General features: G+C 59.6%; 10 protein-coding genes. 2 read left to right on the top strand and 8 right to left on the bottom strand.

Features of this window, described 5'->3' with window-relative positions:
- Positions 1-88 precede the first annotated feature (88 nt).
- On the bottom strand, positions 89-1,699 hold the full coding sequence (locus ACMYUN_RS22090; RefSeq protein WP_415761768.1) for an ATP-binding protein: 1,611 nt from the start codon (positions 1,697-1,699) through the stop codon (positions 89-91).
- Positions 1,696-2,418, bottom strand: a complete 723-nt coding sequence (locus ACMYUN_RS22085; protein WP_415761767.1) for a response regulator — start codon at positions 2,416-2,418, stop codon at positions 1,696-1,698. The genes ACMYUN_RS22090 and ACMYUN_RS22085 overlap by 4 nt, the downstream gene beginning before the upstream one ends.
- An 859-nt stretch (positions 2,419-3,277) precedes the next feature.
- On the opposite strand from ACMYUN_RS22085, the gene ACMYUN_RS22080 reads away from it, so the two are divergent.
- A complete protein-coding gene (locus ACMYUN_RS22080) occupies positions 3,278-6,172 on the top strand; it encodes a ribonucleoside-diphosphate reductase subunit alpha (RefSeq protein ID WP_024013986.1) in 2,895 nt (964 codons plus the stop codon).
- Positions 6,173-7,066: 894 nt separating this feature from the next.
- Here ACMYUN_RS22080 and flgE read toward each other — a convergent pair.
- The 6 genes from flgE to ACMYUN_RS22050 form a co-directional block, all read right to left on the bottom strand.
- Entirely contained in the window at positions 7,067-8,395 is a 1,329-nt protein-coding gene (gene flgE, locus ACMYUN_RS22075) for a flagellar hook protein FlgE (protein WP_016773616.1), read from the bottom strand.
- A 31-nt stretch (positions 8,396-8,426) separates the two neighbouring features.
- A complete protein-coding gene (gene flgD / locus ACMYUN_RS22070; protein WP_129997429.1) occupies positions 8,427-9,152 on the bottom strand; it encodes a flagellar hook assembly protein FlgD in 726 nt (241 codons plus the stop codon).
- Positions 9,153-9,167: 15 nt separating this feature from the next.
- Positions 9,168-9,611 carry a flagellar basal body rod protein FlgC gene (gene flgC, locus ACMYUN_RS22065; RefSeq protein WP_039757856.1) on the bottom strand — a complete coding sequence of 148 codons (444 nt, stop codon included), beginning with the start codon at positions 9,609-9,611 and terminating at the stop codon, positions 9,168-9,170.
- Between the two features lie 3 nt (positions 9,612-9,614).
- Positions 9,615-10,025, bottom strand: coding sequence for a flagellar basal body rod protein FlgB (gene flgB / locus ACMYUN_RS22060; protein WP_016773613.1), 411 nt, complete (start codon positions 10,023-10,025; stop codon positions 9,615-9,617).
- 367 nt (positions 10,026-10,392) lie between these two features.
- Positions 10,393-11,220, bottom strand: coding sequence for a protein-glutamate O-methyltransferase CheR (gene cheR / locus ACMYUN_RS22055; RefSeq protein ID WP_016773612.1), 828 nt, complete (start codon positions 11,218-11,220; stop codon positions 10,393-10,395).
- A 46-nt stretch (positions 11,221-11,266) separates the two neighbouring features.
- Entirely contained in the window at positions 11,267-12,199 is a 933-nt protein-coding gene (locus tag ACMYUN_RS22050; RefSeq protein WP_016773611.1) for a chemotaxis protein CheV, read from the bottom strand.
- Between the two features lie 82 nt (positions 12,200-12,281).
- On the opposite strand from ACMYUN_RS22050, the gene flgA reads away from it, so the two are divergent.
- A complete protein-coding gene (flgA, locus tag ACMYUN_RS22045; protein ID WP_415763995.1) occupies positions 12,282-13,043 on the top strand; it encodes a flagellar basal body P-ring formation chaperone FlgA in 762 nt (253 codons plus the stop codon).
- The last annotated feature ends 88 nt before the right edge of the window (positions 13,044-13,131 follow it).

Here is a 13,131-nt window from a genome sequence, read left to right as displayed (position 1 = left end):
TGGCGCTATCGCGAGCAGGCTCACTCCCACAGGGGATTGCATTTCAAATGTGGGAGCGAGCCTGCTCGCGAAGGCGGTATCCCGTATCTCAGCGGCGCTCCTGATTCCTCGGCCAACTCAGACTGAAACACGCCCCACCCAGACTCTTGCTCTTGCCAATGATCGCGCGGCCGTCGTGCCAGTGAATTATCCGCCGCACAATCGACAGCCCCAGCCCATGCCCGCCCGACGCCCGCGTGCGGCTATCGTCGAGGCGCAGAAACGGCGTGAAGATCCGCTCCCATGCCACCTCCGGCACTCCCGGCCCGTCATCCTCGACGTCGATCCGGCAACGCAACTGGCCGACCTGATAACTCACCGTCACCTGCGAGTGCGCATGGCGCATCGCGTTGCCCACCAGATTCTGCAGCGCCCGATGCAAATAACGCGGTTCAGCCTCGACCCAGGCGCCGTCATTGTCGGCCGATGACAAACACAAACCGCGCTGCACCGTGACCTCGGCGCGCAGTGGCGCCAATTCTTCGATCACCTCATTGACCAGCGCATCCAGGTCGATGCGCTGGAAGGTCAGCGCCGGCGAGCCCTGTTCCAGCCGCGCGTAGGTGAGCATTTCGTCGACCAGCTTATCGAGGTCCTCGATGTCGTGATCCATGCCTTCGCGGTATTTCTCCAGCGCCTGCGGGGTGGTCGCCGTACCGATCATTTCCAGACCGAAACGCAGCCGCGCCACCGGCGTGCGCAATTCATGGGACACCGCGCGTACCAGTTCACGCTGGATCGCCAGCAGTTGCTGCAAGTGCTCGGCCATGCCATTGAACGCCGCCGCCAGACGCCCGACCGAGTCGGCACCGCGTGCAGGTACGCGGGTTTCCAGGCTGCCCTTGGCGATGCGCGTGGCCGCTGCTTCGAGGCCGCGCAAACGCCGCTCAAGCTGACGCACCAGCAGATAAACGATGAGACCGATGAGGGTCAGGCCCAGCGCGGCAATCAATACCAGCCATTCCGGCGGGTACGGATTCATCTGATACAGCGGGCCGATTTCCAGCACCCACGGCGTACCGACCATGCCGGCGAAGACGCGAATCGAATCGCCGCCCTTGCCCAGCGCCATCACCGTATCGCCCTCGGCCACGCGGCGGCTCTGGTCTTCGTCCATGTCGGCGTCATTTACCGTGACCAGACGCAGATCGAAGCCGAAGCCCTTTTCCTGCTTTATCTGCGCCAGACGTTTGGGCTGTTCGCCGACCGGTACTCGCACCAGTTCATCGGCGAGCAAATAAATGGTCGCCCGGGCCAGTTGCTCGCTGATCTGCTGTACCTCTCCTACCAGTACAAGCTGCTCTTTTTCGCTGACCAGTCGATAGACCTTGGCCGCGTGGGGTCCGGTCTGCTCGACCAGCGCTTGACCGCGCAGCACACGGGTGCGCTGGGCCAGATCGAGGTCGCTTTCAGAGAATTTCTTCAGCGTCAGCGGGATGCCGAGCAGCCGCTCCCACACCAGCAACGCGCGATGGCGTTCGGTCTGGTTCATCGGTTGCAGGTTGTCGGCCATCAGCGAGAAAGTGCCGTGCGCCAGGCGTTCGCGATATTGCTCGCTGCGCACCTGATTGAGCAGGTTCAGTGCCAGCACGCCGAGCACCGCCACCAGAATCAGCGCGGCGCACATGCCGCCGTAGATGCGCAGGAAGATCGAATTCACAGCGCCAGGTCTGCGCAGGCTTCCGGGACGAACAGATAGCCTTTGCTGCGGATGGTCTTGATCAGGCGCGGATGGTCGGGGTCGTCGCCGATTTTCGGACGGATGCGTGAGATGCGCACGTCGATCGAGCGGTCCTGGCCGTCATAGCCGATGCCGCGCAATGCGGTGAAGATTTCTTCGCGCGAAAGAATCCGCCCGGCGTTGGAGACCAGCAGCCAGAGCAGGTCGAACTCGGCGCTGGTCAGCTCGATGCCGTTGTCGCTCAGCCAGGCTTCACGCAACGCGTTGTCGACCACCAGCGGGCCGAATTGCAGGCGACGGGATTTTTCCGCGGCCGGTTCCGGTGTGTCACTGCGTCGCAGCAACGCCTGGATCCGCGCCAGCAACAAACGCGGGCGCACCGGTTTGCAGACATAGTCGTCGGCACCAAGGTCGAGGCCGTGGATCTGATCAGCGTCATCGGTGCGCGCGGTGAGCATCAGGATCGGCCCGTCGTACTGGCTGCGCACCTTGCGGCAGATGCTCAGGCCATCCTCGCCGGGCAGCATCAGATCGAGGATCACCAGATCCGGCTGCTCCCTGATGATCCGCGCCGCCGCCAGCGCACCGTTGCCTTCGATCTCCACGCGCAGGCCATTGGCTTGCAGGTAGTCACGGGTGAGCTCGGCCAGTCGCTGGTCATCCTCGACAATCAATACCTGCCAGGTTTGTTGCTCCACCGGTGACCTCTGTTTGCTGTTTTTATTAAAAGAAGAAAGACAATCGCCTGACACGGACAAAACCTGTGGGAGCGAGCCTGCTCGCGAAAGCGTCAGTTGCTCCAACCTGAATGCTCAGTGGTCAACCGATTCGCGAGCAGGCTCGCTCCCACAATCCTGCGTGTACCTCCCGATCATCTGTCATGTTTCAGGAGGATAAAAATGCCCATGCAGCCAGCGATTGTATAAACGCCGGCCACCCGGAAAACAAGTCGGTAAATGCGTTCGGACAAGGCGGAATTCTGTGATAGGGTTCGCGCCCTTAAAAAACCGCTGTAACGTTTTTCCAGGCAAAAAAACAGTGACAAACGGTCTGGCTCAGCAGGTTCGCGGCCTACACGCGTTTTCCCTGTTTCTTACACAAATTACGCACAGGCTTATCCACAGGTAGTACGTTGCAATCCCCCCCTGAAACGCATTATCTTGTAGCACCGCGAAAACGCAGACCCTACATATAGGGTTTTCGTCTAAATCGCCCAACCACATTTCAGACCTGAAACTCAAGCGCTTTATGGCGAGTTTCCGGTTGAACGAACGAGTTTTTTCAAGCCCAAACCGCACTGGCGGATGGCACCGTTTTATTTGGTCCGAAACGGACAAAACGGTATGGGTGTTGCAGTCATGACTGTCACCCGCGAAGGAATCCGGTGGCGAGCTTCGGCTGGCTACCAAAACTTCGGCAAGGATGCGGCGTTGCAGCCTTTTTCCTACTGTTCCGAAGTTTGTAATGCCGACGCCCGTCGGTTGCAGTGCTTCGGTACAGAACGGTGAGCACCATGACGGTGCCAAACAAACATAGAGAATGTGGAGACCACCCCCCATGCAAACCGACACAACTCGCGAGAACCCGCAGGGCACCTTGCCGCAGGCCGCCGATTCGACTTCGGATCTGGCAGCCACCGCGCCTGGCCAGCTGCGCGTGATCAAGCGTAATGGCACTGTCGTTCCTTACACCGATGACAAGATCACCGTCGCTATCACCAAAGCGTTCCTCGCAGTTGAAGGCGGCACCGCTGCCGCCTCGTCGCGAATCCACGACACCGTTGCGCGCCTGACCGAACAGGTCACCGCGACCTTCAAGCGTCGCATGCCATCGGGCGGCACCATCCACATCGAAGAAATCCAGGACCAGGTCGAACTGGCCCTGATGCGTGCCGGCGAGCAGAAAGTCGCTCGCGACTACGTGATCTACCGTGACGGCCGTTCGAAAGAACGCGCTGCCCACGCCCCGGCCGAAGCAGCCGTCAACGCGCACCCGTCGATCCGCATCACCCGCGCCGACGGTAGCCTGGCGCCGCTGGACATGGGCCGTCTGAACACCATCGTCACCGAGGCCTGCGAAGGCCTGGAAGAAGTCGACGGCGACCTGATCCAGCGCGAAACCCTGAAGAACCTGTACGACGGCGTCGCCCTGACCGACGTCAACACCGCACTGGTGATGACCGCCCGCACCCTGGTCGAGCGTGAGCCGAACTACTCGTTCGTCACCGCCCGCCTGCTGATGGACACCCTGCGTGCCGAAGGCCTGAACTTCCTCGAAGTCGCCGAAAGCGCCACCCATCACGAAATGGCCGACCTGTACGCCAAGGCCCTGCCGGCCTACATCGCCAAGGGTATCGAGTTCGAACTGCTGAACCCTGTGCTGGCCACCTTCGACCTGGAAAAACTGGGCAAGGCGATCAACCACGAGCGCGATCAGCAATTCACCTACCTGGGCCTGCAGACCCTGTACGACCGCTACTTCATCCACAAGGATGGCGTGCGTTTCGAACTGCCGCAGATCTTCTTCATGCGCGTGGCCATGGGTCTTGCGATCGAAGAGAAGCAGAAAGAAGACCGTGCGATCGAGTTCTACAACCTGCTGTCCTCGTTCGACTACATGGCTTCGACCCCGACCCTGTTCAACGCCGGTACCCTGCGTCCACAGCTGTCGAGCTGCTACCTGACCACTGTGCCGGATGACCTGTCGGGCATCTATCACGCGATCCACGACAACGCCATGCTGTCGAAATTTGCCGGCGGCCTGGGCAACGACTGGACGCCTGTTCGTGCGCTGGGTTCGTACATCAAGGGCACCAACGGCAAGTCGCAAGGCGTGGTGCCGTTCCTCAAAGTGGTGAACGACACCGCTGTGGCCGTGAACCAGGGTGGCAAGCGCAAAGGCGCGGTGTGTGCCTACCTGGAAACCTGGCACATGGACATCGAAGAGTTCATCGAGCTGCGCAAGAACACCGGTGACGATCGTCGTCGTACCCACGACATGAACACCGCCAACTGGATCCCTGACCTGTTCATGAAGCGTGTCTTCGATGACGGCAAGTGGACCCTGTTCTCGCCGTCCGAAGTACCGGACCTGCACGACCTGACCGGTAAAGCCTTCGAAGAGCGCTACGAGTACTACGAAGCGCTGACCGAGTACCCGGGCAAGGTCAAGCTGTTCAAGACCATCCAGGCCAAAGACCTGTGGCGCAAAATGCTGTCCATGCTCTTCGAAACCGGCCACCCATGGCTGACTTTCAAAGACCCGTGCAACCTGCGCAGCCCGCAGCAGCACGTCGGCGTGGTGCACAGCTCGAACCTGTGCACCGAGATCACCTTGAACACCAACAAGGACGAAATCGCCGTTTGCAACCTGGGCTCGATCAACCTGCCGAACCATATCGTCGACGGCAAGCTCGATACCGCCAAGCTGCAACGCACCGTGAACACCGCTGTGCGCATGCTCGATAACGTGATCGACATCAACTACTACTCGGTGCCGCAAGCGAAAAACTCCAACTTCCGCCACCGTCCGGTCGGTCTGGGCATCATGGGCTTCCAGGACGCTCTGTACCTGCAGCACATTGCCTACGGCTCCGACGCTGCCGTCGAGTTCGCCGACAAGTCGATGGAAGCGGTCAGCTACTACGCGATCCAGGCTTCCTGCGACCTGGCCGACGAGCGCGGCGCCTACGAGACGTTCAACGGCTCGCTGTGGTCCAAAGGCATCCTGCCGCTGGATTCGCAACAGATCCTGATCGAACAGCGTGGCGAGAAGTACATCGACGTCGACCTGAAGGAAACCCTCGACTGGGCACCGGTTCGCGCCCGTGTACAGAAAGGCATCCGTAACTCGAACATCATGGCCATCGCACCGACCGCGACCATCGCCAACATCACTGGCGTCTCGCAGTCGATCGAACCGACCTATCAGAACCTGTACGTGAAATCGAACCTGTCGGGCGAATTCACCGTGATCAACCCTTACCTGGTTCGCGATCTGAAAGCTCGCGGTCTGTGGGACTCGGTGATGATCAACGACCTGAAGTACTACGACGGTTCGGTGCAGCAGATCGAGCGCATCCCGCAAGAGCTCAAAGAGCTCTACGCGACCGCGTTCGAAGTGGACACCAAGTGGATCGTTGACGCCGCCAGCCGTCGTCAGAAGTGGATCGACCAGGCCCAGTCGCTGAACCTGTACATCGCCGGCGCATCGGGCAAGAAGCTCGACGTGACCTACCGCATGGCCTGGTACCGTGGCCTGAAAACCACTTACTACCTCCGTGCCCTGGCCGCGACCAGCACCGAGAAGTCGACCATCAACACCGGCAAGCTGAACGCTGTTTCCAGCGGCGGCAACCACGGCGACGATTCGGTCCTGGCCGCTCCGGCAGGTCCGGCACCCGTGCCAAAGGCCTGCGCGATTGACGAGCCGGATTGCGAAGCTTGCCAATAAGCTGAGCTGATTTCAGGCGTTGCGAGACGCCTGGAATCTCGTGGCAAACAAAACCCCCGACAGACTTCTGGTTTGTTGGGGGTTTTGTTTTTTGGCGGCCTTTGGGCCGACCGGGCTCTTGAGGTTTTGGGTGTATATCCGTTGCTGCGGGTGTTGCCGCTGGCGGTTTCGCTCTTACAGCGAGTCACCTTATTCAGACGCCGGAGTGCCGACCCAGCAAAAAGGAATCAAAAGGCTTTGCCCCGGCGTACGGCGCTCGCTGAGGCAAAACATCAAGAGCCCCTCACCCTAGCCCTCTCCCGGAGGGAGAGGGAACTGACCGAGGTGTTTAATCGAAGTACGCCGACCTGAGATACCGAGTCGAATGCAGGTTTTAAACACCACACAAATCGGCCCCCTCTCCCTCGGGAGAGGGCTGGGCGGGCGGCGTTCCGATGAGGGGCGAATCCAACACAGATCCAAAGCAGACCCCACGATTTTCACCACTCAAAACGATGAGCGCAAGCTCGAGTACCGCTTTTGATCTTGATCCACCGGCGACGTCGGAAGGCTGAGTGGAGGGATTGATCCGGGCGTGGGAGCGCAGCGACCGTCTGGCGCAGCCAGACACAGCGGAAGGAGGTGCAGCGAAGCAAACCGTAGCCGCTGCGCCCGGATCGATCCCGCAGCGAAGGGACCCGAGCCTGCGAGGGCCGAACGCAGGAGCAAAGCGTTTTGGTTACTTTTGGGCGTCTGCAAAAGTGACCCGCTGTAAGAGCGGAACCGCCAGCCGCAACACCCGCAAAAACGGATATACCCCCAAAACCCCAAGAACCTGGTCGGCCCAGAGGCCGCCAAGACCAAAAAAAAGCCCCTCAAAACGAGGGGCCCAAAAAACCAGCTCAGAAACCCGAATCAGGTCATCTGAATAATGGTCTGCATAATCGTGCTCTGCGTCGAAATGGTCTTGGCGTTCGCCTGATAGTTGCTCTGGCCTTTGATCAGATCAACCAGCTCATTGGTCAGGTTAACGTTCGATTCTTCCAGCGAGTTGGACACCACCGAACCCAGCGTACCGGTCTCAGGCGCATCGTAGCCCGGAATACCCGAAGCAAACGTCTCTTTCCAGCTGGTGCCACCGATCGCCTGCAGGCCCTGTTCGTTGGTGAAGCTCGCCAGTGCAACCTGTCCGATGGCCTTGCTCTGGTTGTTGCTGAAGTTGGCGAACAAGGTACCGGTACCGTCGATGGTCAGGTTGGTGATCTGGCCAGTCGCGTAACCATCCTGAGTAGGAATCGTGCGCGAGGTGTCGGCGTTGTACTGAGTGGTCTTGGCCATCGAGATGGTCACACCCGCCGGGTTTGCCGCCGCGCCGTTAGCCTTCCAGACACCATCGGTCACAGTGCCTGGCACCCAGCCCTTGAGTGTCAGGTCGCTGCTGATGATGGCCGGGCCACCCAGCGGATCTGGCGTGCTGACCTGGGTCAGCTTGCCGGTCGCGTCAAAGGACAGCGTCGAGGCTACAGGCGCGGTGGTCTTCGGATCGCTGCCGGTCGCATCCGGGTTACGACCGTCCACCAGGGTGTAGACCTTCCAGGTGTTGGCGCCGGTTTTCACCATGTATTGATCCATGGTGTGCTGGTTGCCCTGGCTGTCATAGATCGGGGTGCTGAACGACTTGGTGTAGGTCGCAGTGTTGGTAGGGTCGAATTTGCCTGCCGCGACCGTATCGTCGATCACCGCAGCGGTCGAGTTCAGATTGATGGTCGAAGCCACCGCCGAAGTCGACTTCGGGGCCAGGTTCGAGGTATCGATCTTGAGGTCGGTCAAGACGCCGTTAATAATCTTGCCGTTGGCATCCACACCGTAACCCTGCAAACGCGAGGTGTAGTCGGTGTTGGTGATGTAGCCGGCGTTATCGACCTTGAACGTACCGGCACGGGTGTAAGACACCGAGCCGTTGTTGTTCATGGTGAAAAAGCCAGAGCCGTTAATGCCCATATCCAGCACGTTGCCAGTGTTGTTGATGTCACCCTGGGTGAACTGCTGGGACACGTTGGCCAGGCGTACGCCGTTACCGATCACTTTGCTGCCGCTGCCCAGACGAGTCGCCGAATAGACGTCTTCGAATTCTGCGCGCGAGGATTTGAACCCGGCGGTGGCGACGTTGGCGATGTTGTTGCCGGTTACGTCGAGTTGTTTGTTGGCGGCATAGAGACCGCTAAGGCCGATGTTAAAAGACATGTTCCACTCCTTCGTGCCGGGTTAGTCGGCTCTATATACCAATGGTTTGTACTTTGGACAGGGCAACGGTGCCCTTGCCGGCCAGGTTGAGCATCAGCTCGCCACCGGTCTGGCTGATCGTCACGCTGTTGACGGTTGCTGGCAGGTAGGTCGCCAGGTCGGTCGCCGCGCCGTTGATCGGTGCGCTGGCCTTGAACGTGTAAGTACCGACCGGAACCACGGTGCCGGCGGTGTCCTTGCCGTCCCACGTGAAACTGGCAGCACCCGCAGCGCGGCTGCCCAGGTCGATGGTGCGCACGGCTTTGCCGTCCTTGTCGGTGATGGTCACGGTGCCGCCGGCAATCGACGAAGGCACGGAGACCGAACCGGTCAGGCCTTTGCTCGGGTCATCGAGCTGCGCGGTGTTGGTCTGCACGATCACGTTGCGACCGACCAGCGACGAGGCTTGCAGCGCCTGCGACGAGTTGTAGTTGCCGGCAAGGCCACTGACTGTGGAGTTCAGCGTGGTGATGCCTTCAAGGCTGCTGAACTGCGCCAGTTGCGCCACGAAAGCGCTGTTGTCCTGCGGGTCGAGCGGGTTCTGGTTTTTCAGCTGGGTGACCAGCAATTGCAGGAACGCATCCTTGCCCAGCGCCTGGCCGCCGGTGGCACTGTTGGTCGCCGAGGCGATGCCGCCCGACGTGGTGCTACTCGTCTTGGACGAGTTGGCCAGGATGTCTTTCATGCTCAGGGTGCTGGTGGTGTCCGTAACGCTCATGGCATTCGTCCCTTATTACTGACCGAGGGTCAGTACCTTCTGCATCATGGTCTTGGCGGTGTTCATCATTTCCGCGTTGGTCTGGAACGAGCGGCTGGCGGAAATCATGTCAGCCATTTCTTCCACCACGTTGACGTTCGGGTAGTAGACGTAACCCTTGGCGTCAGCGGCCGGGTGGTTCGGCTCGTAGCGCGCCTCGAGGTTGCTCTGGTCTTCGACAACGCCGAGCACCTGCACACCCTGCCCGGCCGCGTCCTGGTTCTGGAACAACGAACTGCTGCCGCCGGCCTGGCCGCCCTGGAACATGGTGGCGAACACCGGGTGACGGGCGCGGTAGGTCTGGTCGATGCTCGAGGAGACGGTTTCGGCGTTGGCGATGTTCGAGGCCACGGTGTTCAGACGTGTGGTCTGCGCGCTCATGCCGCTGCCGGCAATGTTGAAAACGCTGGACAGGGACATGGATTATTCTCCGCGCAGGGCTGACACCAGCCCTTTGAATTTGCTGTTGAGCAAGGTGAAGCTGGCCTGGAAACCGACGGCGTTTTCCGCGTAGTTGGACTGTTCCAGTTGAGCGTCGACGGTGTTCTGGTCGATCGAAGGCTGCATCGGCGTGCGATACATCAGCGACTCGTCGCCGTTGCCCAGCCCTTCAGCCTCGATGTGCCGGCTGTTGGTCATGTTCAGGGCAAAGTGGCCGCCGGTCTTGGTTTTCTCGGTCTGTGCTTCGAGCACTTTGGAGAAATCCAGATCCCGCGCCTTGTAGTTCGGGGTGTCGGCGTTGGCGATGTTATTGGCCAGTACTTCGGCACGCTGGGCGCGGAAGCCCAATGCCTTTTCGTGAATGCCCAGCGCTTTGTCGAAGCTGATGCTCATGTCGGGAACCTTCAGGTGACCGGTTTTTCGTATCTGAGCTTTAGCAAGCGCCGTGCCAAATGAACAAAGCCCCGTATTCCGGGGCCTTGCGCCGAACAGGCAAAGCGGCAATGCCAGAAAAGCGGCAATCGATTACCGCCGGATGCCGCTTTTCTGCCGCTTGGCTGCCTCTATCGCCGGCGAAAAACTGTGGGAGCGAGCTTGCTCGCGAAGGCGGAGTGCCAGCCAATGCAAATGCAGAATGTGACGGCCTCTTCGCGAGCAAGCTCGCTCCCACAGGGATTGTTGGTGTTAAGAGAATTTCTTCGGACATAAAAAAACGGGAGGCCTTTGCGGGCTTCCCGTTTTTTGTATGAGCGCAAACCGCTTATTTCGCCTTGTAGATAATCCCCGGGCTGCACTGAACCATCTGGTAATGATCCGGCAATCCGTTCAGCGCCTCGGACGCGCCAAGGAACAGATACCCGCCCGGCTTCAACGTGCTGTGAATGCGCAAAAGGATGTCTTTCTTCACTTCGGCAGAGAAGTAGATCAGCACGTTGCGGCAGAACACGATGTCGAACTTGCCCAGCGCTGCGTAGCTGTCGAGCAGGTTGAAGGAGCGGAATTCCACTCGGCTCTTGATCGGCGCCTTGACCACCCAGCGCCCCGGCCCTTTCGGGTCGAAGTAGCGTTGCAGGCGTTCCGGCGACAGACCGCGACCGATCGCCAGGCTGTCGTACTCACCGGTCTTGCAGTTGTTGAGCATCAGGCCCGACAGATCGGTGGCAACAATCTGCACGCCCATCTTCAACTGGCCCAGGTTGCTGCGCTCGAACTCGTCGATCGACATCGACAGCGAGTACGGTTCCTGCCCCGACGAGCAGGCCGCCGACCAGATCCGCAGACGCTGGTTGGGGCTGGCCTTGATCGCTTCCGGCAGTACCTTGTTCTTCAAGACTTCAAACGGATAGGTGTCGCGAAACCACAGGGTTTCGTTGGTCGTCATGGCATCGACCACCTGCTCGCGCAAACCGCTGCGCGGCTGGGTCTGGATGCGCTGTACCAGCTCACCCAGGGACTTGATGCCTTGCTGCTCCATCAGTTTGTTGAGACGGCTCGAGACCAGATACTGCTTGTTTTCACCGAGCAGAATGCCACAGGCTTTTTCCAGGAAGACCCGGAACTGTTCGAAATCCAAATTACCCGTAGACAATGATGCCGCCTCTTAAATCGTGTTGAACGCCAAGGGCAAAACGCCCCTAGCTGATATCTGCTGCTTTGATCCGGTCGACTACCCGGGATGCGAGGTCATCAGGACGGAATTTGGCCAGAAAGTCATCAGCACCGACTTTCTTCACCATCGCCTGATTGAATACCCCCGACAACGAAGTATGCAGGATGATATGGAGCTTTTGCATGCGTGCGTCGCCGCGGATTTCCGCCGTCAGGGTGTACCCGTCCATCTCCGGCATCTCGATGTCGGAAATCATCATCAGGAACTCTTCTTCCGGCTTCTTGCCCTCGTCGACCAGCTTGCGCAGGTAATCCAGCGCCTGCTTGCCGTCGTTCAGCGCCACCACTTCGACACCGATGGTCTGCAGACAACGCGTGACCTGCTTGCGCGCCACCGACGAGTCATCGACCGTCAGCACCCGCAGCGACAATGCCTTCGTCTGCGTCTCGACATCGACCACGCCCACCGAAATGGCTTCCGGCGTCGGCGCCACTTCGGCCAGCACCTTCTCGACATCGATGATTTCGACCAGCTGGTTGTCGACCCGAGTCACAGCGGTCAGGTAGTGATCGCGGCCGGTTCCCTTGGGCGGCGGATGGATCTCTTCCCAGTTCATGTTGACGATGCGCTCCACCGAGCGGACCAGGAAACCCTGGGTCTTGGTGTTGTACTCCGTGATGATCACGAACGGGCTGTTCTTGTCTTTCAACGCACCGGAGCCCGTTGCCATTGCCAGATCCAGGATCGGAATGGTCGCTCCCCGTATATTCGCTACCCCGCACACGACAGGACTGGATTTGGGCATCAACGTCAGGGACGGGCATTGCAACACTTCCCGTACCTTGAACACGTTGATCCCATAGAGCTGCGGCCCGTCGAGACGGAACAACAGCAGCTCGAGGCGATTCTGCCCTACCAGTTGCGTGCGCTGGTTCACCGAATCCATTACACCAGCCATGCCCAGACTCCTACATCAACGCCAAGTGTTGTTGCGACGCACATTCATTGCTAAACGGCACGGCGCTTGCTTTTTAACTCGTATGAACGCTCAAACGACATTTTCCCGACGCCTGACATCTACCCTTCGCAAAGGGCTTTGCGCGGTGTCCGCCGTTTGCTGCTTGCTTGCTGGCAGTCCTGCCCATGCAGATGCGGTTACCTTGCCTGATATGCTTATCGGCGTGACTCAGGGCTTTCTTGAATTCACCGTAGAAGACTATTTGGCTTCCAGTCAAACCGAAGGCCGCTACGAAATCGAAGTCAACCAGCTCGACCCGCGCATGCGCATGCCGATGTGCGACAAGGAATTGACAGCCACGCTGGAGAGCCCGGCGCGCCCGCTGGGGCGCGTTACGGTGAAGGTCCGCTGCGAAGGCACTTCGCCCTGGACAGTGTTCGTGCCCGCTCAAGTCCGCCTGTTTCGCGAGATCGTGACTACCACTCGTCCGCTGAAACGCGCCGGTATCATCGAGCCGCAGGACGTGACGTTGCGCGAGCGCGATGTCAGCACGATCAATCAGGGTTTCCTCACCTCCGTCGACGAAGCGATCGGGCAGAAATTGACCCGACCAACGGTAGCCGATCAGGTCATCACGCAGGTGCATCTGGAGCAGGCCGAAGTCGTGCGCAAGGGTGACCAGGTGGTGATCACAGCGCGCAGCGGCACCCTCGCCGTACGCATGCCGGGGGAAGCACTCTCCAATGGCGGGATGAAAGAACAGATTCGCGTAAAAAACCTTAATTCTCAAAGAGTTATCAAGGCGCAGGTGATTGCGCCGGGACAGGTCGAAGTGGCCATGTAAAAGCCTCGCGGAGAAAACTGGCGCCGATCCCGTCGCTTCCCTAAACTGTGCCGCAGCAGGTCTCGCAGCGGCGCATGCAAGCTTATGG

This window comes from Pseudomonas sp. CP4 (assembly GCF_047758505.1).
Taxonomy (GTDB): domain Bacteria; phylum Pseudomonadota; class Gammaproteobacteria; order Pseudomonadales; family Pseudomonadaceae; genus Aquipseudomonas; species Aquipseudomonas fluorescens_AO.
The sequence above is the reverse complement of the archived record's forward strand: the minus strand, read 5'-3'. Positions and strand labels throughout refer to the sequence as shown.